Origin of the sequence: Frigoribacterium sp. MEB024 (genome assembly GCF_000878135.1) — a bacterium.
In the GTDB taxonomy this organism is placed as follows: Bacteria; Actinomycetota; Actinomycetes; order Actinomycetales; family Microbacteriaceae; genus Frigoribacterium.
This window is the reverse complement of sequence record NZ_JXQZ01000037.1, coordinates 41,614-64,884: the sequence shown is the minus strand read 5'-3', so window position 1 is coordinate 64,884 and position 23,271 is coordinate 41,614. Positions and strand designations below refer to the sequence as shown.

Genomic DNA, 23,271 nt, shown 5'->3' with positions numbered 1-23,271 from the left:
GGCCTGCGGTAGACTCGGAAGGTCGTCCGAGGGCCGCCCAGACAGCGGTCTCGACCGGTCGGCACACCTTCGTCCCGTCCGGCAGGAGCCCCCACGCACATGTCAGCTGATCCCACCGACGCCCAGCCCGACGACACTTACGGCGCCAGTGCGATCCAGGTCCTCGAGGGTCTCGAGGCCGTGCGCAAGCGTCCCGGCATGTACATCGGCTCGACGGGCCCCCGTGGCCTGCACCACCTGGTCTACGAGATCGTCGACAACTCGGTCGACGAGGCCCTGGCCGGCCACTGCGACCACATCGAGATCACCATGCGCGAGGACGGCGGCGTGCGCGTCGTCGACAACGGCCGCGGCATCCCGGTCGACGTGCACCCCGTCGAGGGCCGGTCGACCGTCGAAGTCGTCCTGACCGTGCTCCACGCCGGCGGCAAGTTCGGCGGCGGCGGTTACGCGGTGTCGGGTGGTCTGCACGGCGTCGGCAGCTCGGTCGTCAACGCCCTGTCGAGCGAGCTCGACGTCGAGGTGCGCCGACAGGGCAACGTCTACCGTCAGAGCTTCACCGACGGCGTCCCCGTCGCGCCGCTCGCCAAGGGCGAGGACGACGACACCACCGGTACGACGATCACGTTCTGGCCCAACGCCGAGATCTTCGAGACCGTCGAGTTCGACTACGAGACGCTGCGCACGCGGTTCCAGCAGATGGCCTTCCTGAACAAGGGCCTGCGCATCGAGCTCAGCGACGAGCGCGTGCAAGAGGACGACGCCGAGCCCCGTCACGACGTCTTCCACTACGAGAAGGGCCTCGTCGACTACGTCGAGTACCTCAACACGACCAAGAAGGTCGAGACCGTCCACGACGACATCATCGCCTTCGAGCAAGAAGACACCGAGAAGAAGATCTCGCTCGAGGTCGCGATGCAGTGGAACACCTCGTACCAAGAGAGCGTCCACACCTACGCGAACACGATCAACACGCACGAGGGCGGAACGCACGAAGAGGGTTTCCGCGCGGCGCTGACCACGCTGATCAACCGCTACGCGCGCGAGAAGAACTTCCTCAAGGAGAAGGACGACAACCTCTCGGGCGACGACGTCCGCGAAGGCCTGACGGCCGTCATCTCGATCAAGCTCGGCGAGCCGCAGTTCGAGGGCCAGACGAAGACCAAGCTCGGCAACACCGAGGCCAAGTCGTTCGTGCAGAAGGTCGCCGGCTCACAGCTGAACGACTGGTTCGACCGCAACCCCAAGCAGGCCGCCGAGATCGTCCGCAAGGGCATCCTCGCGTCGCAGGCCCGTCTCGCCGCGCGCAAGGCGCGTGAGCAGACCCGCCGCAAGGGCGTGCTCGAGTCGAACGGCATGCCCGGAAAGCTCAAGGACTGCCAGAGCAAGGACCCCTCGCGCAGCGAGATCTTCATCGTCGAGGGTGACTCGGCCGGTGGCTCGGCGGTGCAGGGGCGCAACCCCGAGACCCAGGCGATCCTGCCGCTGCGGGGCAAGATCCTCAACGTCGAGAAGGCCCGTCTCGACCGTGCCCTCGGCAACAACGAGGTCCAGGCCATGATCAAGGCCTTCGGCGCCGACATCGGTGAGGACTTCGACCCCGACAAGGCGAGGTACCACAAGATCGTCCTGATGGCCGACGCCGACGTCGACGGCCAGCACATCACGACGCTGTTGCTCACGCTGCTCTTCCGCTACATGCGCCCGCTGATCGACCTCGGCTACGTCTACCTGGCGCAGCCGCCGCTCTACAAGCTCAAGTGGAGCAACGCCGCCCACGAGTACGTGTACAGCGACGCCGAGCGCGACGCGGTGCTCGTCTCGGGCCGCGCGGCCGGCAAGCGCATCCCGAAAGAGAACGCGATCCAGCGTTACAAGGGCCTCGGCGAGATGGATTACAAAGAGCTGTGGGAGACCACGATGGACCCCGACACCCGCACGCTCCTGCAGGTGACCCTCGAGGACGCCGTGGCCGCGGACACCATCTTCGACACCCTGATGGGCGAGAACGTCGAATCGCGACGCAACTTCATCCAGCAGAACGCGAAAGACGTCCGCTTCCTCGACATCTGATGCGCGCCTCCGGCTGACCCGGAGCACGCCCGCGCCCCGACGAGCACCACGGGGCAGACCACGACAAACGGAGAATCATGGCCGACGAGCCGACAGACACCCCCGAGGGCATCGACGCCGAGGGAACCCAGACCTTCGCCGAGGCGCCGAAGCGCGACAGCATCGAGCAGGTCGACCTGCAGCTCGAGATGCAGCGCTCGTACCTCGACTACGCGATGAGCGTCATCGTCGGCCGGGCCCTGCCCGAGGTGCGTGACGGCCTCAAGCCCGTGCACCGCCGTGTCATCTACGCCATGTACGACGGCGGCTACCGCCCCGACCGCGCGTTCTCGAAGTGCTCGCGCGTCGTCGGCGACGTCATGGGCCAGTTCCACCCCCACGGCGACACGGCGATCTACGATGCGCTGGTCCGCCTCGTCCAGCCGTGGAGCCTGCGTTACCCGCTCGCGCTCGGCCAGGGCAACTTCGGCTCGCCCGGCAACGACGGCGCCGCCGCCCCGCGGTACACCGAGACGAAGATGGCCCCGCTCGCGCTCGAGATGGTGCGCGACATCGACGAGGACACCGTCGACTTCCAGGACAACTACGACGGTCGCACCCGCGAGCCGGCCATCCTGCCCAGCCGGTTCCCCAACCTGCTGGTCAACGGCTCGGTCGGCATCGCCGTCGGCATGGCGACGAACATCCCCCCGCACAACCTGCGCGAGGTGGCGTCGGGCGCCCAGTGGTATCTCGAGAACCCGACCGCGTCGCGAGAAGAGCTGCTCGAGGCGCTCATGCAACGCGTCAAGGGCCCCGACTTCCCGACGGGCGCGCAGATCCTCGGCGTCCGCGGCATCCAGGACGCCTACCGCACGGGCCGCGGCTCGATCACGATGCGTGCGGTCGTCAACGTCGAAGAGCTCCAGGGGCGCACCTGCCTCGTCGTCACCGAGCTGCCCTATCAGGTCAACCCCGACAACCTCGCGATCAAGATCGCCGAGCTCGTCAAGGACGGTCGCATCGGCGGCATCGCGGACATCCGCGACGAGACCTCGGGGCGTACCGGCCAGCGACTCGTCATCGTGCTCAAGCGCGACGCCGTCGCGAAGGTCGTGCTGAACAACCTCTACAAGCACACCAGCCTGCAAGAGAACTTCGGCGCGAACATGCTCGCGATCGTCGACGGCGTGCCGCGCACCCTCGCGCTCGACGGCTTCATCTCGGCGTGGGTCGACCACCAGATCGAAGTCATCGTCCGCCGGACGCAGTTCCGCCTGAAGAAGGCCGAAGCGGACGCGCACATCCTGCGCGGCTACCTCAAGGCCCTCGACGCCCTGGACGAGGTCATCGCCCTCATCCGGCGGTCGCCGACCGTCGAGGAGGCGCGTGCGGGTCTCATGGACCTCCTCGACGTCGACGAGATCCAGGCCTCGGCCATCCTCAACCTGCAGCTGCGTCGCCTGGCCGCCCTCGAGCGTCAGAAGATCCAGGACGACGCCGACAAGCTCGAGCGAGAGATCGCCGACTACCAGGACATCCTGGCCAGGCCCGAGCGTCAGCGCACGATCGTCAGCGACGAGCTCGCCGAGATCACCGACAAGTACGGCGACGACCGCCGCACCGAGATCATGTTCGGCTTCGACGGCGACATGAGCGTCGAGGACCTGATCCCCGAAGAAGAGATGGTCGTCACCATCACGCGGGGTGGCTACGTCAAGCGCACCCGCAGCGACAACTACCGCAGCCAGCACCGTGGCGGCAAGGGAGTCCGCGGTGCCCAGCTGCGTGCGGACGACGTCGTGGACCACTTCTTCGTGACCACCACCCACCACTGGTTGCTGTTCCTCACGAACAAGGGCCGGGTCTACCGCGCCAAGACGTACGAGCTGCAAGAGGCCGGCCGTGACGCCAAGGGCCAGCACGTCGCCAACCTGCTCGCCATGCAGCCCGACGAACAGATCTCGCAGGTGCTCGACATCCGCGACTACGAGGTGGCCGACTACCTCGTGCTCGCCACTCGCGACGGTCTGATCAAGAAGACCTCGCTCACCGAGTACGACACGAACCGCACCGGTGGCATCATCGCGATCAACCTGCGCGACGACGACGAACTCGTCTCGGCCCTGCTCGTCGACGAGCACGACGACCTGTTGCTCGTGTCCCGTCACGGCATGTCGCTGCGCTTCACCGCCACCAACGAGTCGCTGCGCCCCATGGGCAGGTCGACCTCGGGCGTGAAGGGCATGACCTTCCGCGACGACGACACGCTGCTCAGCGCGTCCGTCGTCGGTGAAGAGGGCTACGTCTTCGTCGTCACCGAGGGCGGCTACGCCAAGCGCACGGCCGCCGACCAGTACCGCGTCCAGAACCGTGGCGGCCTCGGCATCAAGGTCGCCAAGCTCGCGGAGGCGCGGGGCGACCTCGCCGGCGCCCTGATCGTCGGCGAGGACGACGAGGTGCTCGTGGTCCTGTCCGGAGGCAAGGTGGTCCGTTCCGCCGTCTCCGAGGTGCCCGCCAAGGGCCGTGACACCATGGGCGTCGTCTTCGCCCGGTTCGCGAGCGACGATCGCATCATCGCGGTGGCCCGCAACAGTGAGCGCAATCTCGCTGCCGAGGTGGACGAGAGTGCGGACGCCGTGGCCGAGGCCGTAGTGTCTGTCGAGTCCGTCGAGTCCGTCGACGCCGACACCGAGATCCCCACGACCGACGCCACGTCGGTCGACGCCGAGTCGACCGACGACGAGGCCACCGGAACCTCCGGAGAGGAAACGAACAATGAGTAGTGTCGCCGAGAGACTGCAGAAGAAGGCGAAACGACCGTCCGGCACCAAGCAGGTCCGCCTCAAGCTCGTCTACATCGACTTCTGGTCGGTCGTGAAGCTGGCCTTCCTGATCTCCGTCGCGATCGGCATCATCACGGTCGTCGCCACCTTCCTCATCTGGGCCATCCTCAACCAGACGGGCATCTTCGACGATCTCGACGCCCTGCTGCGGGACATCCTCGGAGACTCGAGCTTCTCGATCCAGGACACCTTCAACGTCGGCCAGATCATGCTCTTCTCGATCGTCGTCGCCATCCTCAACGTGGTCGTCGGCACGGTCCTCGGGGCCATCGTCGCCGTCCTCTACAACCTGAGCGTGCGCATCACCGGCGGCCTGCTCGTCGGTTTCACCAACAACTGATCCACTGCTCGCGTCGGTGGAATCCGCCGATTCGAGTTCGCCGTCGTCGTGCTGTAGGCTTTACGACGGTCCGGGGGCTATAGCTCAGGCGGTTAGAGCGCTTCGCTGATAACGAAGAGGTCATAGGTTCAAGTCCTATTAGCCCCACGCAGTACCGGTCTCATCTCGAGTTCGTCTCACGACGCGCACAGGGTGAGATCGTGCTCGTTCCCCCGGTGACCGGGGGGCCGGGGCCTTAGCTCAGTTGGTAGAGCGCCTGCTTTGCAAGCAGGATGTCGGGAGTTCGATTCTCCCAGGCTCCACGATCGAATTGCCTTGCCCCTGTCCGCTGACGATGTCAGCGGACAGGGGCAATTCTCGTTCTGCGCTGTGTGCTGCGCCGCCGCCCCTGCGGCGCAGGGGGAAGCGTGCTGGCCGGGGGGCCCTCCGGGCCCGTGTCGGCTTCGCCGACGTGCGTGCAACGTTGGGCCTTGGTCAGTGTCTGTGCTGGTGCTGGTGCTGGTGCTGGTGCTGGTGCTGGGGCCGGATCAGCGTCGACTGCTGCAGCCGTCGGGGGCAGGCATGACGAAGGGCCCGCCTCCGGGGAGGCGGGCCCTTCGTGGGGGTGCGGAGACTACGCCTTGGTGTCGGCGTCGTCGTCGGCGACCCAGAGCTCGTCGTCGGCACGCAGCGTCTGCACGGCTGCGAACACCAGGGCACCGAGAGCGACGACGCCCACGCCGATCAGCAGGACGCCGCCCACGCCGGGGCCCGACTTCTGCTGGCGCGGCACGTACTTGGCTGCAGCCTTCTTGCCCTGCTTCTTGGCGTTCTTCACGGCCTTCTTGACCTTCGGGTCGTTCGCGAGGTCGAGGTTGCCGAGAGCCGACGAGAACGCCGGGTACACGTCGTGCTTCAGGCGATCCTGAGCGACCGACGCGTAGTGCGAGCCCGTGGAGAGGCCCTGCGAGACCACGGGGCGGACGTTGGAGTCCACCGCGTGCTTGATCTGGGGGACGACCTTCTTGTTCGCGATCTTGACGGCGTCGTCGCGGTAGCCGCCGATGACCTTGCCGGCGTGGTCGATCACGCCGCGCTGTTCACCCCACACCGCCGCAGCGTGCTTCTTGAACTTCTTGAGTTCTTTCTTCTGCTTGCGTGACAGGGCCATGAACGTTCCTCCAACGAGTAGGCAGTGGAGCCAGAGTTGCTGGCCCGTCCCAGTGTGGCACGGAGGTTCCTGACAGGTCACGGAACGGTGCCTGGGGAGTCCCTGGTGCGTCGAGGTGGCTGTGGAAGAATGACGACATGTCAACGCACACCGCTGTCGCCACCCTGACCACCAACCACGGCACCATCAAGGTGAACCTCTTCGGCGACCACGCCCCGAAGACCGTCGCCAACTTCGTCGGCCTCGCCACCGGCACCAAAGAGTGGACCCACCCGGCCACCGGCAAGGTCAGCACCGACAAGCTCTACGACGGCGTCGTGTTCCACCGCATCATCAAGGACTTCATGCTCCAGGGCGGCGACCCGCTCGGCCAGGGCGTCGGCGGGCCCGGCTACCAGTTCGACGACGAGATCCACCCCGAGCTGAACTTCAACGCCCCCTACATCTTCGCGATGGCCAACGCCGGCACGCGCGGCGGCAAGGGAACCAACGGTTCGCAGTTCTTCATCACGACGGTCCCGACTCCGTGGCTGCAGGGCAAGCACACCATCTTCGGCGAGGTCGCCGACGACGAGTCGAAGAAGGTCGTCGACGCGATCGAAGCCGTCAAGACCGATGCGCGCGACAAGCCGCTCGAGGACGTGGTGCTCCAGAGCGTCACCGTCGACGAGGTCTAGGTGACCGATCCGCACGATCGGTCGAACTACTGCTACCGCCACCCCGATCGGCAGAGCTTCGTCCTCTGCCAGCGGTGCGGTCGCACCATTTGCGGCGAGTGCCAGACGCCCGCCGCGGTGGGCGTGCACTGCCCGGAGTGCGTGAAGGAGGCGCGGGGCAACGCACCGCGCCTCCAACCGCAGGTCGTCGGCCGCGTCCGTAGCGCCTCCCGGCGTGGAGCCCCCGTCGTGACCTACGGCATCATGGCCGTGACCGTCGCGGTGTTCCTGTTGCAGCTCGTCACGGGGACGGGCAACGGCGTGGTCACACGCGCCCTGGCCTTCTACCCGCCGCTCGAGATCGTGCAGCCCTGGCGTGCGGTGACGACGATGTTCGTCCACGGCAGCATCCTTCACGTCCTCTTCAACATGTACTCGCTGTACATCTTCGGGGCAGAGCTCGAACGACAGTTGGGGCGAGGTCGGTTCGCCGCCCTCTACTTCCTCTCGGGCATCGGTGGATCGGCTGCCGTCGCCCTGCTGGCACCGGGCAGTTTCGTGGTCGGCGCCTCCGGGGCGATCTTCGGTCTGATGGCGGCATTCTTCGTCATCGCCCGCAGCCTCGGCGGACGCAGCATCCAACTCCTGGTGCTCGTGGGCATCAACCTCGCGATCGGCTTCGTCGTGCCGGGCATCGCCTGGCAAGCCCACCTCGGGGGCATCGTCGTGGGCGGGGCCATCGCGTTCCTGTTCTCGAAGACACGGCACCGGTCCAAGCACGCCCTGCAGACCGCTGCGCTCGTGGCGATCGGCCTGGTCGTGGTCGCGGCGCTCCTGGCCAGATCGGCCCAACTCGCCGGGCTGTTCTGACACGATCGGCCCACGAACGACGAGAGGCGGCTCCCCATCGGGGAGCCGCCTCTTCTCGTCGGCCGACGCGATCTCACCTGCCCGAGTTATCCACAGGAAAGTTATCCACAGGGTTTCCCACAATGGGGATAGTTACAGGCGTGTAAGTTCGAAGGTGCGTTCTAGCGCCACCGGGTGGTCATCAAGAAGCCGATGAACATGATGCCGAAGCCGACCAAGATGTTCCACGAGCCGAGCGACGCCACCGGCAGGGTGCTCTGGCTGACGTAGAAGACCACGATCCAGGCGAGACCGACGAGCATGAAGCCGAACATGACCGGCTTGAACCACACGGGGTTCGGTGCGTCCTCTGCGGTGCGGGCGGGCTTCGTGCTGCGGTTCGTGTCTTTGGCCATGGCGCACAGTGTACCGTGAGGCCCTTTTGGGTCCTGGGAAGGCCGTCTCGGCCGTCCATGGGAACGGCCGGGTTCTCCACATGCTCTCCACACGTTGTCCACCGGTGGCCTCCGCCGTCTCGGGGGACCGGAAGCCCGCCTAGAATCGAGTCATGACGGACCACGGGGGCGAGGCCACGATCTCGAGGCGCACGAGGCGTCGGCCTCGTTCACGCGCCTCCTTCGTTAGCGTCCTCGGAGAACTGCTCATCACCGCCGGTGTGCTGGTGCTGCTCTTCATCGGGTGGCAGCAGTGGTTCAACGATCTCGTCGTGGCCGACGCCTACAAAGGCGACGCAGCACGACTGAGCGAACAGTTCGACCAGGTGGCGACGCCGGCACCCGAGCCGTCGAGCGACGGATCGTACGGCGAACCGCCCGTCGGGGCGGCGCCGGCAGAGGCCGAGACGTTCGCGAACTTCTACGTCCCACGGTTCGGCGCCGACTACGCCGTCCCGATCGCCGGGGGCACGAGCACCGTGCGCACCCTCAACAAGATCGGCATCGGTCACTACGACGAGACCCAGATGCCCGGTCAGGTCGGCAACTTCGGCATCGCCGCCCACCGGACCACCTACGGGGCGCCCTTCAACAAGATCGCCGACCTTCAAGAGGGCGACAAGATGTACGTCCAGACGCAGGACGGCTGGTTCACCTACTCGTTCCGCAACCTGCAGTACGTCCAGGCCACCCAGGTCTCCGTGCTGCAGCAGGTCCCCGACGCCCCCGACGTGTCGGCGACCTCGGGCGACCGCCTGATCACCCTGACAAGCTGCAACCCGATGTTCACCGCCCAAGAACGCATCGTCGCCTACGGTGTGTTCGACTCGTGGCAGCCGTTGTCGGCCGGTGCACCCGCCGAGCTCGCCGCTGCCGGAATCGGAGGCTGACCGTGTACTCCGCCCTCTGGCGCATCCTGCCCGGCCCCTGGTGGGTGAGGCTCGTGCTCGTGCTCGTCCTGATCGCCGCCGTGCTGTTCGCCCTCGTCGAGTGGGTCTTCCCCTACGTCAACGAACTCCTGCCCACCCCCGACGTCACCGTGGAGCAACCATGACGCGCATCCTGGTCCTCGACAACTACGACAGCTTCGTCTACACGCTGAACGGTTACCTCCAGCAGTTGGGGGCCGAGACGGACGTCGTGCGCAACGACGCCTTCGAGGCGGCCGACACCGCCGACCGCATCGCCGAGTACGACGCCGTGCTGCTCTCGCCCGGCCCGGGGACACCCGCGGCCGCCGGCGTCTCGATCGACGTCGTCCACGCCGCCCTGGCCGCCGACAAGCCGCTGCTGGGCGTCTGCCTCGGGCACCAGGCCATCGCCGAGGCCCTGGGGGCCACGGTCACCCATGCCGACGAACTGATGCACGGCAAGACGTCGGCCGTCGAGCACGACGACAGCGCGTTCTACGACGGGGTCCCCCAGCCCTTCACCGCGACGCGGTACCACTCGCTCGCGGTCGTGGACGAGACGGTGCCCGAGACGCTCGAGGTGACCTCGCGCACCACGGGTGGCGTCATCATGGGCCTGCGCCACCGCTCCGCGCCCGTGTACGGCGTGCAGTTCCACCCCGAGTCGGTGCTGACGCAGGGCGGCTACCAGATGATCGGCAACTGGTTGTCGTTCGCCGGCCTGCCGGAAGCGGCCGAGACGGCGAGAGGGCTCGATCCTCTCGTCGACCTGGGCTGACCGTCACGGTCTCTGCGTCGGACCATCGGCACAGAACCGTCGGCACAGAACCGTCGGCAGGGTGCTGTCGCGTCGAACCCGCAAAGGGAACTCTGGATCGCGAAGGGGTCAGCCGGTGCAGATGCGGAGGGTGACGGCCGAGCCCTGAGCGACGTCGCCTGGGGGGACGCTCATGCCCGACACGGTCTCGCCGGTGCAGCCGGGGTCGGCCTGAGGGGTGACCGTCAGACCCAGCTGGTCACGGAGGGTCGTGATGGCCTCTTCGGAAGGCTGACGACTGACGTCGGGAAGCTGCACGAGGCCGTTGGACACCACGAGGTCGACGTCCGAGCCGAGGGCGACCTGCGAGGCCGCCGCCGGATCCGACGAGAGCACGGACCCCTCGGGCACCGTGGGCGAGTAATCGGTGCTCTGCTGACCCCGTTCGAGACCGGCGTCGGTGACGGCCTGCCACGCGGCATCCACCGTCTGGCCGGTGACCGAGGGCATCGCGACGAGTTGCGGCCCGGACGAGACGGTCACCGTGACCGCGAACTCTTTCGGGACGGACGTGCCGGGCAGGGGATCGGTCGAGACGATGTCGCCGGCGTCGATGGTCGGGCTGCTGGCGTCGGCACGGATGACCGTCAGGCCCAGGTCGTCGAGGCGGGCGGACCCGGTCTCGAAGCTGACCCCGACGAGGTCGGGAATGCGAGACGACTGGGCGTTGTCGACCGTGGGCGGGGTGAGATTGACCACCCAGAAGACGACGGCCACGATGACGACGGCCACGAGCACGATGCCCGCCCAGATCCAGGCCACCGGAGGGCGGGTCTGCGTTCGCTGGGGTCGTCCCGTGTCGTCGGACTGGAGCTCTTTCAACGCGGCCTCGCTGCCGGCGCTCGAGTGCGGGTTGACGCCGAAGAGCGTGGAACCTGCGTCGACGGCATGCGGGCGGCGGGCCGGCGCGCGACCGGCACCGGCGGCCTCGAGGTCGTCACGGAACTCGGCGGCGCTCTGGAAGCGGTCGAAGCGGTCTTTGGTGAGCGCGTGCAGGACGACGGCGTCGAGCGCCGGACTGACGCCCCGCTCGACCGTGCTCGGCGGGACAGGGGGCTCGCTGACGTGACGGTAGGCGACCGCGACGGCGCTGTCGCCGGTGAAGGGCGGCTTGCCCGTGAGCAACTCGAAGAGCATGACGCCCGTCGAGTAGAGGTCGGTGCGGGCGTCGACGGTCTCACCGCGCGCCTGCTCGGGGCTGAAGTACTGGGCGGTGCCGAGGATCGCCGTGGTCTGCGCGACGGTGGCCGCGGAGTCGCTGATGGCTCGGGCGATGCCGAAGTCCATCACCTTGACCTGACCGGAGTTGGTCAGCATGACGTTGCCGGGTTTGATGTCGCGGTGCACCACACCCGCGCGGTGCGAGTACTCGAGGGCCGTCAGCACCCCTGCGGTGACCCGGACGGCCTCGTCGGGGTCGAGCGGACCCTCGGCGACGATGTCCTTGAGCAGACGCCCCTCGACGTACTCCATGACGATGAACGGGACGACCACGTCGAGCCCACGGCTGTCGCGGACGACCTCTTCGCCGGCGTCGAAGACCCGGACGATGGTCGGGTGCGCCATGCGGGCGGCGGCCTGGGCCTCTTGGCGGAACCTCGAGCGGAAGGCCGGATCGGTGGCGAGGCTGGGCTTCATCAGCTTGACGGCGATCTTGCGACCGAGCCGGGCGTCGGTGCCGACGTGGACGTCGGCCATGCCACCGCGGCCGATCAGGTCACCGATCTGGTACCGGTTGGCGAGGAGATGGATGCTCTCTCTCACACCTTCAGCCACGCCTGTTCTCCCAACGACCCACCCCTGTCTGGCGACACGGTCGGAGCCAGTGTACCGGGGCGGCCGCCCCCGGACTGGGTACGGGCCTAGGCCGCAGGGATGATTGTCAGGCCTTCGCGACCCCGGTCGACCGCACGACCGGGGTCACGAGGAACCTATTGCTGGTCGGGGCCTTCCGAGGGGCTCGGAGCGGGCGACGTGGCCGGCGCCGTCACGGTGACGGTGACGCCAGGAGACGGCTCGGACGCGATCTGACCGCAGTTGGCCACGTAGCTGACCGTGAGGTTTCCGGCGGCCGTGGCCGTCACCGTGAGGGAGGTCGCGTTCGCGCCGAGGCCGCCGGCCGACTGACCGGAGGTGTCGGTTCCGCCGGTGATCGTGTACGAGTACCCGGTGAGCGAGTAGCCGGTCGGGCACCCCGTGTAGGCGGGCCAGTTGATCGTGGCGGTCTGGCCGGCGGCGATCTGACCCGGCGTCGCCGTGGGCGTCGAGGGCTGGGCAGGGGTCGGGGCCGCGCGGTAGATGTAGATCGTCACCGAGGAGCCCTTCTCGAGGGCGCCCGTCGGGTCGATGCTGGCGACCGTGCCGACCTGGTCGGGGCTCGGAGCGCTCGATCCGGCGTCGGCCGAGTCGACCTGCAGGCCCAGCTCTTCGAGGGAGGCGCGGGCAGCGGCCTCGGTCAGCCCCACGTAGTCGCCCGAGGACACCGTCACGGATGTCGGGGTCGGGGTCGGCGTCGGAGTCGTCCGGGTCGGCGACGGCGTGCTGCTCGAGGTCGTCGGCGCGGGCGCCGGGTCGTCGGTGTTGCCCACCGCGAAGACGATGCCGACCACGAGGGCGATGACGGCCAGGACGGCCAGGACGATCAACGGCCAGAACCAGGGGCTGCGCTTCTTCTCGTCGGCGGGCTCGTCGTCGCCGTCGCGCAGGGCGTCGGGATCGGCCGAGCCGGCCACGTAGCCCGCGGCCGCACCACCCGCGGCGCTCTGGGCTCGGGTGGCCATCGGATCGAACAGCTGCGTCGTGGCGTCCTGGGCGTTGAAGGCCTGGGTCGCGGCGTCGGCGGGCGTGGCGGCTGCCGCACCGATCGCCGGCACGGCGACGGTCGCGGCGGCGACGTCGCCGCGACGGAGGGCGCGTGCCGCCTGGGCGAGGGCCGAGGCCGTCGCGGGCCGTTCTCCGGGCTTCTTGGCGATGCACGACAGGACGAGACGGCGCACGGGTTCGGAGACCGTCGACGGGAGATCGGGCGGCTGTTCGTTGATCTGCGCCATGGCGATGGCGACCTGGGACTCGCCCGTGAACGGGCGGCGACCGGCGAGGGCCTCGTAGGCGACGATGCCCAGCGAGTAGATGTCGGTGCTCGGGGACGCCGGGTGGCCGCTCGCCTGCTCGGGTGAGAGGTACTGCACGGTGCCCATGACCTGACCCGTGGCCGTCAGCGGCACCTGGTCGGCGATGCGTGCGATGCCGAAGTCGGTGATCTTCACCCGGCCGTCGGGGGTGACGAGCAGGTTGCCGGGCTTGATGTCGCGGTGCACGAGTCCGGCGGCGTGGGCGGCCTGCAGGGCCGACGCCGTCTGCGCGACGATGTCGAGGACCTTGTCGGTGGGCAGGACCCGATCGCGCTCGAGGACCGTCGACATGGCCTCGCCGGGGACGAGCTCCATCACCAGGTAGGCGCTGCCCTCTTCCTCGCCGTAGTCGAAGACGTTCGCGATGCCCTCGTGGTTGACGAGGGCCGCGTGGCGGGCCTCGGCGCGGAAGCGCTCGAGGAAGCCCGGATCGCCCAGGTACTCGTCCTTGAGGATCTTGATGGCGACCGTACGGCCGATGACGAGGTCGGTGGCTTCCCAGACCTCGCCCATGCCGCCGATGGCGACTCGGGTCGACAGCTGGTAACGCCCACCGAAGGTGACTCCGCCGGATGGTCTCATTTGTTCAGCACCGCCTCTAGTACTTTCTTCGCGATCGGTGACGCGACACTGTTGCCGAATGCGGACTGGCCCTGTCCGCCGCCGTTCTCGACGACGACGGCGACCGCGACCTCGGGGTCAGCAGCAGGCGCGAACCCGGTGAACCAGAGGGTGTACGGCTCGCCGGGGCCGTTCTCGGCCGTTCCTGTCTTGCCGGCGACGTCGACGCCGTCAATTCTTGCATTGCTCGCCGCACCGTTCGCGACGTCCTGCACCATCATGTCGGTCATCGTGGCCGCAGTCTGGGAGCTGATGGGCTTGCCGTACTCGGAGGGCGAGAAATCCTCGACCGGGCTCAGGTCGGGGTTCAGGACGCTCTCGATCAACGTCGGGTTCATCTCGGTGCCGCCGTTGGCGATGGCGGACGAGACCATGGCCATCTGCAGGGGCGTCACTCGGTCGGACCCCTGCCCGAACGACTGGAGCATGAGGGTGGCGTCGTTGATGGCCTGGCCCTTGGAGTCCTCGATGGGGAACTGGCTCGGCGTGACGGCCTGGGGGACGCCGATCGACTTGTCGCCGAAGCCGAACTTCTCGGCCTGCTCTTGCAGGGCCTTCGCCCCGAGGGCCTGACCGAGCTGGGCCATGGGGATGTTGCACGACAGGCGGAGGGCCGTCGCGATCGTCGCCGTCTCACCGCCGCCGCAGCTTCCGCCCTCGGCGTTGTTGATGTTCGTGCTGGTGCCGGGCAGCGTCAGCGTCGACGGGTTGGGGAACGCGCTGTCGGGCGTGTAGTCACCGCTCTCGAGCGCCGCCGCCGTCGTGATCAGCTTGAAGGTCGATCCCGGCGCGTAGAGGTCGCCCTGGATCGCCCGGTTCTGCAGCGGGGCCGAGGGGTCGGCGATCAACGAGTCGTAGGCGTCGGTGACGGTCTGGCGGTCGTGGCTGGCGAGCGGGTTGGGGTCGTAGCTGGGCTTCGAGACCATGGCGAGGATCTTGCCGGTCTTCGGATCCATCGCGACGACCGAGCCGGAGTTCGAGCCGAGCGCGTCGTACGCGGCCTGCTGCACCGTGGGGTCGAGGGTGAGGTTGACCGTGGCGCCCTCGGGGTCCTGACCCGTGAGCAGCGAGTTGACCTGGTCGAAGAACTGCGAGTTCGCGTTGCCCGTGAGGTACCGGTTCATGGCGTCCTCGATGCCCCGGGACCCCTGGCCCAGCGTGTAGTAGCCGGCGACGGGTGCGTAGAGGTCGGGCTGCGAGTACGTGCGCTGGAACTCGTACTGGTCGTCGACGGGGGTCGACTGCGCGATCGCCTGGCCGCCGACCAGGATGGGGCCGCGCTGGGCCGAGTAGCTGGCGAGCAGCGCCCGCGAGTTGCGGGCGTCGGCGTTCAGCGCGTCGGCCTGGAACGCCGTGATGTAGGTCGTCGAGAGGAAGAGCGCGACGAACATGGCGAGCACCACGTAGCTCACGCGTCGGAGTTCTTTGTTCATCAGCCGATCACCAGCCTCGGTTGGTTGCGCACGGAGTCGGACAGTCGCAGCAGCAGGGCCACGATGATCCAGTTGGCCACGAGCGACGAACCGCCCGCGGCGAGGAAGGGAGCGGTGAGGCCCGTGAGCGGGATCACCCTCGTCACGCCACCCATGACCACGAAGACCTGCAGGGCCACGACGAACGCGACGCCGACCCCGAGCATGCGACCGAAGTCGTCCTGACCCACGAAGCCGATGCGGAACCCGCGGGAGACGAGCAGGAGGTAGAGCGCCAGGATGGCGAAGAGCCCGGTGAGGCCGAGTTCTTCACCGAGGGATGCGAAGATGTAGTCGCTCTCGGCGAGCGGTGTGGTCTGCGGACGGCCCTGACCGAGCCCCGTGCCGATCAGTCCGCCGTTCGCCAGGCCGAACAGGCCTTGGACGAGCTGGAACGACCCGCCGACGGCGTCGTACTCGGACTGGGCGAAGGGGTTGAGCCAGGCGGCGAAACGGCCCTGCACGTACCCCAGGAAGGTGCTGGCGATCAGGGCCCCTCCGAGGAAGAGGCCGACGCCGAGCACGATCCAGCTCGCGCGCCCCGTGCCCACGTAGATCATGACGAGGAACAGCCCGAAGTAGAGCAACGAGGTGCCGAGGTCGCGCTGGAAGATCAGGACGCCCATGGCGACGAGCCAGACGATGAGGATCGGCCCGAGGTCGCGCGGCCGCGGGAACCGCATGCCCAGGATCTTCGGCCCCATGAGCGAGAGGTTGTCGCGGGCGGTGACGAGGTAGCCGGCGAAGAAGATCGCCAGCGTGATCTTGGCGATCTCACCCGGCTGGAACGAGAACGGGCCGATGTCGATCCACACGCGGGCGTTCAGCCCCTCGCGGCCGATGCCCGGCAGGAGGGGCAGCAGCAGCAGCACGATCGACACGAACATCGCGATGTAGCGGTACCGCGACAGCACCCGGTAGTTGCGGATCACGAGCAGCACGGCGAGGGCGATCACCATCGCGAGGACGGTCCAGACCATCTGCTTGATGCCCAGCGCGCCCCAGCCCTCACGCCCCTCGGCCAGGTCGAGGCGGTAGATCATCGCGATGCCGATGCCGTTCAGGGTGACGGCGATCGGCATGACGAACGGGTCGGCCTCGCGGGCGACGACCCGCAGGACGACGTGGAAGATCAGGGCCAGGCCCAGCACCATCGAGCCGGCGATCAGCACGGTCGGGTCGACCTCGCCGGTCGCACCGAGCTGGACCAGCACCATCGCTCCGGCGGCGACGCCGCAGGCGATCAGCAGCATGAGCAGTTCGAGGTTGCGGAGGCGCGCGGGTTCGCGCAGGCGCAGCGAGATCGCCTGCGTCATGTTCGTGGGACGCGACGCCTTCGCGGACGGCTTGCGCGCGCCTCCTACGCGACCGATGACCTCGGTCGCGTCACCACCGGGTGCGTCAGGGGTTGCTGGCATCGGCCAACCTCTCGACGATGGCCCTGGCGTCCGCGAGGGAACCGGCGTTGATGGTGTCTTCGACGGTGGTCTGCGTGTAGTTCGGCAGGTCGTCGACCTGGACGTCGGTGGTCTCGTAGACGCTCGAGAGGCCGATGGGCCCGAGGCTCTGTTGCACGCCCTTGTAGATGACGACCGTGCCCCGCTCTTCGCCCACGTAGTAGTGGTCTTGCGTCCACTGGTAGGTCAGCACGAGCCCGGCGACGAGCGCGGCGATCGCGACGACGAGGGCGGTCAGCCAGGTGATGCGGCGACGGCGACGGCGACGTTTGTCTTCGGCGATGAGCTCGGCGAGGTACTCGTCGCTCTCGGGCTCGAAGTGGCTGTCTTCCGGCGTCGTGGCGACCTTGAGCGGGTGCAGCAGGATCGTCGGCAGACGGAGCTGCTTGCGCCCGGCGTCGCTGTCGAAGCTGAGGGGTGCGGCGGCCGACCCGACCGTGACGGGTTCGTCGAGTGCCGAGTCGCCCGACTCGTCGACGTCGACGATGACGACGGTCACGTTGTCGGGGGCGCCGTGGTCGAGGGTCTCCTTCACGAGGCGCCGGGCCGTCTGCTCGGCGTCGAGACCCATGGCCATGGCCTTCTTGATGCGCTCCTCGGCGAGGTAGCTGCTGAGGCCGTCCGAGCAGATCAGCCAGCGGTCGCCGGGCTGCGTGCCGAGGGTGGCCGTGTCGATCTCGGGTGCCGCGTCGACGTCGCCGAGCACGCGCATCAGCACGCTGCGTCGGGGGTGGACCGCCGCTTCTTCGGGCGTGATGCGTCCGCTGTCGACCAGGCGCTGCACGAAGGTGTGGTCGGCGGTGATCTGGCTGAGCTCGCCCTCGCGGAACAGGTAGATGCGCGAGTCGCCGATGTGGGCGATCGCCATGCTGTCACCGACGCGCAGCATGGCGCTGACGGTGGTGCCCATGCCGGTGAGCTCCTGGTGTTCGAAGACGGTCTCGGCCAGCAACTGGTTCGCGGCGATCAACGACGACTGCAGCGCGAACTCGGCGTCACCCGGCGAGGTGTAGACGCGGTCGGTCTCGCGGATCCGTCGGATCGCGATGGCCGAGGCCACGTCGCCGCCCGCGTGCCCGCCCATGCCGTCGGCGACGACGAAGAGTTGCGTGCCGGCGTAGCCGCTGTCTTGGTTGTTGGACCGGATCTTGCCCACGTTGGACAGAGCGGCACTCTTGGCGTGCGTCGTCATGAGGGCCTACCGCCGGAGCTCGAAGCTCGTCTGCCCGATCGTCACGGTCGCGCCCGTGGGCACGGGGGTGGGGACCGACACGCGCTCACCGGCGAGGAACGTGCCGTTGGTGGAGTCGAGGTCTTGCACGACCCAGCGGCCGTTCCAGAGCATGAGGCGCGCGTGGTGGGTCGAGGTGTAGTCGTCGCGGATCACGAGGTTGCTCTCTTGGGATCGCCCGATGGTGAGCGGCCCGTCGCCGAGGGGCATCTCGAGGCCGGCCTTGGCGCCCTTGGTGATGACCAGGCGCGTGGCGCGCCCGTCACCCTGCGGCGTCGGTGCCGGCGCGGCGGGCGCGGGACGCGGGGCGGGGGCAGGAGGCGCGGTGGCGGTCGAGCTCGCCTTGCCGGGTGTGGCGTCGGCGGGCATCTTGCGCGCCCGCTGCCCGAAGAGGTCGCTCCGCAGCGCGAACACGATCACGAAGACGAACAGCCACAGGACGGCCAGGAAGCCGAAGTGGAGCACCAGCAGGGTGAGGGCTGAGGTCATCGTCGGCCACCCGTGGAGTCGGGCCCGTCGAAGGGGTCGGGCGTCGATGACTGGGGGAGCACGCGGAACACGATACGCGTACGACCGATCTGGATCACCGAATCGGGCTGCAGCGGGGCCTTCGTCAGTGGGTTGCCGTTGAGCTTCGACCCGTTCGTCGAGCCGAGGTCGCGGACCTGGGCGCGTGACCCGTCCCACAGGATCTCGACGTGCTGACGCGACGTCCCCGTGTCTTGCACGGTGATGTCGGCGTCGCTGCCGCGGCCGATGATGGTGCGGGCTCCGCTGAGCTCGCGGCGCTTGCCGTCGATCTCGACGAACGGCTTCCACTGCACCTCGCCGCGCAGGTTGCGCGAGTCGACCGACATGATGCCGACGCTCAGCGAGTCGTCCTCGCGGAGGCGGATGCCGAGGGGCCCGGCGAACTGGTACCCCTGGGCGGTGGCGTGCCGCTGGGTGAGCTGCGTGAGCTCGTCGATCAGGGCCGGACCGATGCCGGACATCTTCTCGTAGTCGATGGGGGCGAGGCGCACCTGGAGTTCGTTGGGCACGAGGATGCGGTCACGCGAGACCACCGCGGCCTTGGTGTCGAGCTCACGGCGCAGCGCGTTCGTGATCTCGAGTGGTTGCACGCCCGAACGGAACGTCTTGGCGAAGGCGCCGTTGACGGCGCGCTCCAGCCCGCGTTCGAAGTTGTCGAGCAGTCCCATGGGTCTCCAGGTTCGGGGTCTCTGGTCGCCCGATCTTAGCCCGAACGAGTGAAAGGGACTCACCGGTGCTCTTTCGGGCGTCCCACGCATGCTAAAGTCTACGAGTTCGCGCGAGTGGCGGAATTGGCAGACGCGCTGGCTTCAGGTGCCAGTGCTCGAAAGGGCGTGGGGGTTCAAGTCCCCCCTCGCGCACGAACGTGAAGGCTCACCTCCGGGTGGGCCTTCTCTCTTTCCCTGCTCTGGTCCCACCCGTCGCCGTCGGCCCGTGCAGTGGTTGTCTGGTGCGATGAGCCAGCAGAGCGCGGTCGTGTTCGAGTTCGACGAGGTGCTCTTCGACGAGTTCCCGAAGGCCCCGTGGGTGCCCCGCAACCAGCGCATCGTCGTCGACTCCGACCGCCGCGTCGTGGGTCGCCGCGACGGCGTCGTCGTCAGCGTCACCGACCTGCCCCCGGTGTACGCGCATGCCGACATCGGGCCGAGGATCAGCAGCATGCAGTCCTTCGTCACCGTCGGCGACCACGTCTCATGGATCGTCCGGACCGTCGAGGGCACGCGGTTCACCTCGTCCGCCGACGGCCTCGACGAGGAGGCGCGGCTCGAGATCGCGAGGGACGCCACCCTGCACGGGTTCCTCGACGACCTCGAGTGCATGGTCATCACCGACCTGTCGGAGATGCGATTCGGACAGGACCGCGAACTGACGCGCTGCCGTCTCGAGGTGACCCGCGCCTCCGGGGGTCCGGTCGCCTGGGCGCTCGTCGTCGAGGGCACGGGGCACCGGATCGAGTCGGACACGGTCGAGGCCGCGGAGTTCGTCGGCCGGCAGCTCAACGACATCGCGATCGACGGCGACCCGCTCGCCCTCGAGGCCGTGCTGCCGCTCTGAGGCGTCTCGGCCCGATCAGCCCGTGAGGCCGGTCACGGAGAGCCTCCGGCCGATCGCGAGGCGACGACGGCGGCGAGCCAGCCAGGGATCGCCTCGGCGGGCCGTGGGTACGACTCGAGATCGTCGAGGTAGGCCTGGTCGTCGATCCAGGTGTGAGGAGCGCGGTGGTCGAAGTCGAACGAGGTGCCGAGCTTGCCGGCGGCGGTGACCCGGAAGCGGGCGCTGAACCACGATCCGACGTCGGCTCGGTACATGAGCCGTCGGAGGTCGGAGGCGGCGGCGCCCGCCTCGTCCGTGTCGGGAGTGGACGACTCGTGGCCGGCTTCGTCGAAGAAACCCACGGATGCCACCCGGACGCCTCCGACCTCGGAGAAGTCGAACTCCGCCCGGACGGAGCCTCGAGGCATCATGCGGTGGACGGCGAGACCCACCCGACGGAGGGCATCACGTTCGATCGGCACGCGGCCACCGCCGTCGTCGTGTTCGCTCATCGCTCGGCCCCGCCGCCACCGTCGGCTCGGCCGGCCAGGTCGTGGCGGGTCGGGGCGCCGGCGAGGATGGCGGCGAGCCAGTCGGGGGTGTTCTCGGGGGTGCGGGGGAACTCGTCGAAGTCGGCTCGGTAGGCCTCGGCGGCGAAGTGGCCCAGCTCGGGTTCGTTGTCGTAGTCGTACGACGCGCTCATCTTGCCGGTCGCCGTGACCGTGAACACCGCGGTGAACCAGGTACCCGAACCGGGTCGGTACATCGCCTTCCGGAGGTCGCGTGCCGCCCGGAAGGTCGTCTCGTCGGGCAGCGCGTGGTCCTCGCTCCCGTCGATGCGGGGCAGGACCGTCTCACCGGCCATGACGCCCCCAGCGATGCTGGTCTTCATGACGATCCGGTCGAAGCCGGTCGGGAGCAGGCCGTACAGCTGCCGGCCGATGTCTCGGAGGATCGTGCGCTCGGCCTCGATGCCGGTCGTCGGTGGGCCGTCGGACATGCGTGTACCCCTTCGGTCATCGATCACTTGCGGTCGTGGCGGGTCGGGGCGCCGGCGAGGATGGCAGCCAGCCAATGCGGGGTGTTCTCGGGGGTGCGGGGAAATCGAGCCAGATCGGCCCTGTAGGCATCCGCGGAGAAGTGGCCCAACTCGGGCTCGTGGTCGTAGTCGTACGACGCGCTCGTCTTGCCGGCCGCCGTGACCGTGAACACCGCGGTGAACCAGGTCCCCGCATCTCGACGGTGCATGGCGCCGCGGAGGACTTCGGCCGCCTCGAACGCATCGACAGGCCCGATGATCGATTCGAGCGAACCGTCGAGTCGATGGACACGGGTCCGGCCGGCGAGGACGCCGCCCGCCACGCTGACCTGCATCTCGACACGATCGTGTTCTGAGTTCAGAGTCGGATACAGCAGACGACCGATGGCGCGCAGTTGGACGCGTTCGGCTTCGAGTCCCGCCGGCTGCCCGTCACGTGAAGCAGAGCGGCTCTCCTCAGCGCCGGTCATCGTGTCCGAGGCGAACGAGGTCGTGGCGGGTCGGGGCACCGGCGAGGATGGCGGCGAGCCAGTCGGGGGTGTTCTCGGGGGTGCGGGGGAACTCATCGAAGTCGGCTCGGTAGGCCTCGGCGGCGAAGTGGCCCAGTTCGGGTTCGTTGTCGTAGTCGAATCGCGTGCGGAGCTTCCCTTCCGCCGTGACCGTGAACCAGGCGGTGAACCATGTTCCGGCCCCCGGCCTGTACATGGCCTCTCTGAGTTCACGAGCACGGAGGGTGGAGTCCCTCGTGCCCATGATGGAGTCGTCCGTCCCGTCCGGGCGGTAGAGGCGCTTCTTTCCGGAGGAGACACCACCGACGATGCTGATCTCGGCCTCGATGCGATCGAAGCCCGCTGCGATCTCGCCATGAAGAGCCAGACCGACCCCTCTCAGCGCAGAGCGCCCTTGCTCGAGTCCGGGTGGGTTCTCATGTCGTGTCATGACTTGGGTTCTCCCTTCGGCTCATGTGTGCCACCCCTGCCGACGAGGTCGTGGCGGGTCGGGGCACCGGCGAGGATGGCGGCCAGCCAGTCGGGGGTGTTCTTCGGCGTGCGGGGGAACTCGTCGAAGTCGGCGCGGTACGCCTCGGCGGCGAAAGACCCGAGCTCGGGCTCGTGGTCGTAGTCGTACCTCGCACTGAGCTTCCCCCCGGCGGTGACGGTGAACACGCCCGTGAACCACGTCCCGGCTTCGGGTTTGCTCATGACCCTCCGGAGATCGCGGGCCGCCCGGAAGACGCCACGACCGGACGAGAGAGAGGTCGAGCTGCCGTTTGCGGCATGCAGCTCGATCGTGCCGGCTGTCACTCCGCCGACCACGCTGATCCGGGCGATCACTCGATCGTGGTCGCGCGGGATGACGGCATGGAGCGCTTTGCCGAGGATGCGGAGTGCGTCCCTCTCGGCAGGCATGCCGTGGGGCTCCGAGTCGTGAGCGGACGGCACGGGCCCGAGTACTCCTGAGTCCGCCAGTTCTCTCGAGGTCGTGAGGCATGCCTCGAGGTAGGCATCGGGCGATGTGCCGCCTCCGACGAGGATCAGGGTCCCGCCCGTCGTCGACTGCGCGGTCGCGACCGACAGCCCCACCTCACGTGCAAGTGGATGCGAGCATGCGGCGTCTGTGCCGCTGGCGTGAGTCACGGCAGTGGGCCCGCGACGGAGGAGATCAGGAGGACGTGCTCGCGCATGTCGACGACCTCGAGTAACGCAGCAGATCGTCGGCCTCCGAGGGCGAGCAGCGGGCTGAAACCGAAGCATTCGTCGGAGCGGGGCACCCCGAGACGCTCCCGCGCCTCCGGGAAGGGGCTCCAGTCGAAGTAGTCGGGGTCGGCCAGGAACGACTCGTAGCCGAGGATGACGAGGAGCGTCGAGAGCCTGTTGGCGATGATCCGGCTCGTGCCCCGTCGAAATTCGAGGAGGTGCGCTCGGCCGTCGAGCCAGACGACCAGGTCTCCGAGGGCGGACGACATCAGGGGCGTGGCCGCCGCGAATCGAGGTGCGACCTCGGCGAGGACGTCCTGCCACGCGGTGGGGTCGACGATGCGCAGGTACCCGTCAGCCGTCGCGCCCAGCCCGTGGTCACGCCACAGGGCCACGACGTCGTCGGGAAGACGCTCGACAGCGGCGTCGAGGCTGGCGGAGGACAGTGGAGGCCCTGGCATCAACGGCTGCGTCACGTGACTC

General features: G+C 68.3%; 24 protein-coding genes and 3 tRNA genes. 12 read left to right on the top strand and 15 right to left on the bottom strand.

Features of this window, described 5'->3' with window-relative positions:
* Positions 1-99 precede the first annotated feature (99 nt).
* From gyrB to SZ60_RS09080, 5 genes are all read left to right on the top strand, one after another.
* Positions 100-2,073 (top strand): DNA topoisomerase (ATP-hydrolyzing) subunit B, encoded by a 1,974-nt coding sequence (gyrB, locus tag SZ60_RS09100; RefSeq protein ID WP_043595296.1) that lies wholly within the window; start codon positions 100-102, stop codon positions 2,071-2,073.
* A gap of 77 nt (positions 2,074-2,150) precedes the next feature.
* The gene (gene gyrA / locus SZ60_RS09095; RefSeq protein WP_082060003.1) at positions 2,151-4,838 is read left to right on the top strand and encodes a DNA gyrase subunit A; all 2,688 of its coding nucleotides are present in this window, start codon (positions 2,151-2,153) and stop codon (positions 4,836-4,838) included.
* Positions 4,831-5,238: a DUF3566 domain-containing protein gene (locus SZ60_RS09090; protein ID WP_043595295.1), complete on the top strand. Its 408-nt coding sequence runs from the start codon at positions 4,831-4,833 to the stop codon at positions 5,236-5,238. The genes gyrA and SZ60_RS09090 overlap by 8 nt, the downstream gene beginning before the upstream one ends.
* A 73-nt stretch (positions 5,239-5,311) precedes the next feature.
* Positions 5,312-5,385, top strand: a tRNA-Ile gene (locus tag SZ60_RS09085).
* Between the two features lie 82 nt (positions 5,386-5,467).
* A tRNA-Ala gene (locus tag SZ60_RS09080) sits at positions 5,468-5,540 on the top strand.
* Positions 5,541-5,851: 311 nt separating this feature from the next.
* On the opposite strand, the gene SZ60_RS09075 is transcribed toward SZ60_RS09080, so the two are convergent.
* The gene (locus SZ60_RS09075; RefSeq protein WP_043595293.1) at positions 5,852-6,388 is read right to left on the bottom strand and encodes a hypothetical protein; all 537 of its coding nucleotides are present in this window, start codon (positions 6,386-6,388) and stop codon (positions 5,852-5,854) included.
* Positions 6,389-6,525: 137 nt separating this feature from the next.
* Here SZ60_RS09075 and SZ60_RS09070 point away from each other — a divergent pair, with 137 nt between their 5' ends.
* The gene (locus SZ60_RS09070) at positions 6,526-7,065 is read left to right on the top strand and encodes a peptidylprolyl isomerase (protein ID WP_043595292.1); all 540 of its coding nucleotides are present in this window, start codon (positions 6,526-6,528) and stop codon (positions 7,063-7,065) included.
* A complete protein-coding gene (locus SZ60_RS09065; protein ID WP_043595290.1) occupies positions 7,066-7,914 on the top strand; it encodes a rhomboid family intramembrane serine protease in 849 nt (282 codons plus the stop codon).
* A gap of 161 nt (positions 7,915-8,075) precedes the next feature.
* Here SZ60_RS09065 and SZ60_RS09060 read toward each other — a convergent pair whose 3' ends face one another.
* Entirely contained in the window at positions 8,076-8,309 is a 234-nt protein-coding gene (locus tag SZ60_RS09060) for a cell division protein CrgA (protein ID WP_043595289.1), read from the bottom strand.
* Positions 8,310-8,461: 152 nt separating this feature from the next.
* Between SZ60_RS09060 and SZ60_RS09055 the strand changes: the two genes are divergently transcribed.
* The 3 genes from SZ60_RS09055 to SZ60_RS09045 are packed head-to-tail and all read left to right on the top strand — an operon-like array spanning position 8,462 to position 10,037.
* On the top strand, positions 8,462-9,238 hold the full coding sequence (locus SZ60_RS09055; protein WP_043595287.1) for a class E sortase: 777 nt from the start codon (positions 8,462-8,464) through the stop codon (positions 9,236-9,238).
* Between the two features lie 2 nt (positions 9,239-9,240).
* Complete coding sequence (locus SZ60_RS17475; protein WP_043595285.1) at positions 9,241-9,402, top strand: hypothetical protein; 162 nt, start codon at positions 9,241-9,243, stop codon at positions 9,400-9,402.
* Positions 9,399-10,037: an aminodeoxychorismate/anthranilate synthase component II gene (locus SZ60_RS09045; protein ID WP_043595283.1), complete on the top strand. Its 639-nt coding sequence runs from the start codon at positions 9,399-9,401 to the stop codon at positions 10,035-10,037. The genes SZ60_RS17475 and SZ60_RS09045 overlap by 4 nt, the downstream gene beginning before the upstream one ends.
* Positions 10,038-10,145: 108 nt before the next feature.
* On the opposite strand, the gene pknB is transcribed toward SZ60_RS09045, so the two are convergent.
* The 7 genes from pknB to SZ60_RS09010 form a co-directional block, all read right to left on the bottom strand.
* A complete protein-coding gene (pknB, locus tag SZ60_RS09040) occupies positions 10,146-11,852 on the bottom strand; it encodes a Stk1 family PASTA domain-containing Ser/Thr kinase (RefSeq protein ID WP_137846895.1) in 1,707 nt (568 codons plus the stop codon).
* Positions 11,853-12,007: 155 nt separating this feature from the next.
* Complete coding sequence (locus SZ60_RS09035; RefSeq protein ID WP_043595281.1) at positions 12,008-13,789, bottom strand: protein kinase; 1,782 nt, start codon at positions 13,787-13,789, stop codon at positions 12,008-12,010.
* A complete protein-coding gene (locus SZ60_RS09030) occupies positions 13,786-15,261 on the bottom strand; it encodes a penicillin-binding protein 2 (protein WP_043595279.1) in 1,476 nt (491 codons plus the stop codon). The genes SZ60_RS09035 and SZ60_RS09030 overlap by 4 nt, the downstream gene beginning before the upstream one ends.
* Positions 15,261-16,616, bottom strand: coding sequence for an FtsW/RodA/SpoVE family cell cycle protein (locus tag SZ60_RS09025; protein WP_043595278.1), 1,356 nt, complete (start codon positions 16,614-16,616; stop codon positions 15,261-15,263). Before SZ60_RS09025 ends, SZ60_RS09030 begins: the two co-directional genes overlap by 1 nt.
* A gap of 85 nt (positions 16,617-16,701) precedes the next feature.
* Complete coding sequence (locus SZ60_RS09020) at positions 16,702-17,949, bottom strand: PP2C family serine/threonine-protein phosphatase (RefSeq protein ID WP_043595276.1); 1,248 nt, start codon at positions 17,947-17,949, stop codon at positions 16,702-16,704.
* A 6-nt stretch (positions 17,950-17,955) separates the two neighbouring features.
* A complete protein-coding gene (locus SZ60_RS09015) occupies positions 17,956-18,477 on the bottom strand; it encodes an FHA domain-containing protein (RefSeq protein ID WP_043595274.1) in 522 nt (173 codons plus the stop codon).
* Positions 18,474-19,187, bottom strand: coding sequence for a DUF3662 and FHA domain-containing protein (locus tag SZ60_RS09010; RefSeq protein WP_043595272.1), 714 nt, complete (start codon positions 19,185-19,187; stop codon positions 18,474-18,476). The genes SZ60_RS09015 and SZ60_RS09010 overlap by 4 nt, the downstream gene beginning before the upstream one ends.
* A gap of 108 nt (positions 19,188-19,295) precedes the next feature.
* Here SZ60_RS09010 and SZ60_RS09005 point away from each other — a divergent pair.
* Positions 19,296-19,379 (top strand) — tRNA-Leu (locus SZ60_RS09005).
* Positions 19,380-19,473: 94 nt separating this feature from the next.
* The gene (locus SZ60_RS09000) at positions 19,474-20,073 is read left to right on the top strand and encodes a hypothetical protein (RefSeq protein WP_043595271.1); all 600 of its coding nucleotides are present in this window, start codon (positions 19,474-19,476) and stop codon (positions 20,071-20,073) included.
* Positions 20,074-20,105: 32 nt separating this feature from the next.
* Here the strand turns inward: SZ60_RS09000 and SZ60_RS16480 are convergent, their stop codons facing one another.
* The 6 genes from SZ60_RS16480 to SZ60_RS08970 all read right to left on the bottom strand — a co-directional run bounded on the left by SZ60_RS16480 (position 20,106) and on the right by SZ60_RS08970 (position 23,249).
* On the bottom strand, positions 20,106-20,564 hold the full coding sequence (locus SZ60_RS16480; protein WP_052505277.1) for a hypothetical protein: 459 nt from the start codon (positions 20,562-20,564) through the stop codon (positions 20,106-20,108).
* Positions 20,561-21,052: a hypothetical protein gene (locus SZ60_RS16475; protein WP_052505276.1), complete on the bottom strand. Its 492-nt coding sequence runs from the start codon at positions 21,050-21,052 to the stop codon at positions 20,561-20,563. The genes SZ60_RS16480 and SZ60_RS16475 overlap by 4 nt, the downstream gene beginning before the upstream one ends.
* 23 nt (positions 21,053-21,075) lie before the next feature.
* On the bottom strand, positions 21,076-21,561 hold the full coding sequence (locus SZ60_RS16470) for a hypothetical protein (protein WP_052505275.1): 486 nt from the start codon (positions 21,559-21,561) through the stop codon (positions 21,076-21,078).
* Positions 21,548-22,030, bottom strand: a complete 483-nt coding sequence (locus SZ60_RS17205; protein WP_156155555.1) for a hypothetical protein — start codon at positions 22,028-22,030, stop codon at positions 21,548-21,550. The genes SZ60_RS16470 and SZ60_RS17205 overlap by 14 nt, the downstream gene beginning before the upstream one ends.
* Complete coding sequence (locus tag SZ60_RS16465; protein ID WP_156155554.1) at positions 22,027-22,500, bottom strand: hypothetical protein; 474 nt, start codon at positions 22,498-22,500, stop codon at positions 22,027-22,029. Before SZ60_RS16465 ends, SZ60_RS17205 begins: the two co-directional genes overlap by 4 nt.
* Positions 22,501-22,724: 224 nt before the next feature.
* Positions 22,725-23,249, bottom strand: coding sequence for a T6SS immunity protein Tdi1 domain-containing protein (locus tag SZ60_RS08970; protein ID WP_156155553.1), 525 nt, complete (start codon positions 23,247-23,249; stop codon positions 22,725-22,727).
* Between the last annotated feature and the right edge of the window lie 22 nt (positions 23,250-23,271).

Bases quoted from the DNA above. Each gene is read 5' to 3' on its own strand.
- gyrB (WP_043595296.1), top strand. From the start codon at position 100: ATGTCAGCTGATCCCACCGACGCCCAGCCCGACGACACTTACGGCGCC.
- gyrA (WP_082060003.1), top strand. From the start codon at position 2,151: ATGGCCGACGAGCCGACAGACACCCCCGAGGGCATCGACGCCGAGGGA.
- SZ60_RS09090 (WP_043595295.1), top strand. From the start codon at position 4,831: ATGAGTAGTGTCGCCGAGAGACTGCAGAAGAAGGCGAAACGACCGTCC.
- SZ60_RS09075 (WP_043595293.1), bottom strand. From the start codon at position 6,388: ATGGCCCTGTCACGCAAGCAGAAGAAAGAACTCAAGAAGTTCAAGAAG.
- SZ60_RS09070 (WP_043595292.1), top strand. From the start codon at position 6,526: ATGTCAACGCACACCGCTGTCGCCACCCTGACCACCAACCACGGCACC.
- SZ60_RS09060 (WP_043595289.1), bottom strand. From the start codon at position 8,309: ATGGCCAAAGACACGAACCGCAGCACGAAGCCCGCCCGCACCGCAGAG.
- SZ60_RS09055 (WP_043595287.1), top strand. From the start codon at position 8,462: ATGACGGACCACGGGGGCGAGGCCACGATCTCGAGGCGCACGAGGCGT.
- SZ60_RS09045 (WP_043595283.1), top strand. From the start codon at position 9,399: ATGACGCGCATCCTGGTCCTCGACAACTACGACAGCTTCGTCTACACG.
- SZ60_RS09035 (WP_043595281.1), bottom strand. From the start codon at position 13,789: ATGAGACCATCCGGCGGAGTCACCTTCGGTGGGCGTTACCAGCTGTCG.
- SZ60_RS09030 (WP_043595279.1), bottom strand. From the start codon at position 15,261: ATGAACAAAGAACTCCGACGCGTGAGCTACGTGGTGCTCGCCATGTTC.
- SZ60_RS09025 (WP_043595278.1), bottom strand. From the start codon at position 16,616: ATGACGCAGGCGATCTCGCTGCGCCTGCGCGAACCCGCGCGCCTCCGC.
- SZ60_RS09020 (WP_043595276.1), bottom strand. From the start codon at position 17,949: ATGACGACGCACGCCAAGAGTGCCGCTCTGTCCAACGTGGGCAAGATC.
- SZ60_RS09015 (WP_043595274.1), bottom strand. From the start codon at position 18,477: ATGACCTCAGCCCTCACCCTGCTGGTGCTCCACTTCGGCTTCCTGGCC.
- SZ60_RS09010 (WP_043595272.1), bottom strand. From the start codon at position 19,187: ATGGGACTGCTCGACAACTTCGAACGCGGGCTGGAGCGCGCCGTCAAC.
- SZ60_RS09000 (WP_043595271.1), top strand. From the start codon at position 19,474: ATGAGCCAGCAGAGCGCGGTCGTGTTCGAGTTCGACGAGGTGCTCTTC.
- SZ60_RS16480 (WP_052505277.1), bottom strand. From the start codon at position 20,564: ATGAGCGAACACGACGACGGCGGTGGCCGCGTGCCGATCGAACGTGAT.
- SZ60_RS16475 (WP_052505276.1), bottom strand. From the start codon at position 21,052: ATGTCCGACGGCCCACCGACGACCGGCATCGAGGCCGAGCGCACGATC.
- SZ60_RS16470 (WP_052505275.1), bottom strand. From the start codon at position 21,561: ATGACCGGCGCTGAGGAGAGCCGCTCTGCTTCACGTGACGGGCAGCCG.
- SZ60_RS17205 (WP_156155555.1), bottom strand. From the start codon at position 22,030: ATGACACGACATGAGAACCCACCCGGACTCGAGCAAGGGCGCTCTGCG.
- SZ60_RS16465 (WP_156155554.1), bottom strand. From the start codon at position 22,500: ATGCCTGCCGAGAGGGACGCACTCCGCATCCTCGGCAAAGCGCTCCAT.
- SZ60_RS08970 (WP_156155553.1), bottom strand. From the start codon at position 23,249: ATGCCAGGGCCTCCACTGTCCTCCGCCAGCCTCGACGCCGCTGTCGAG.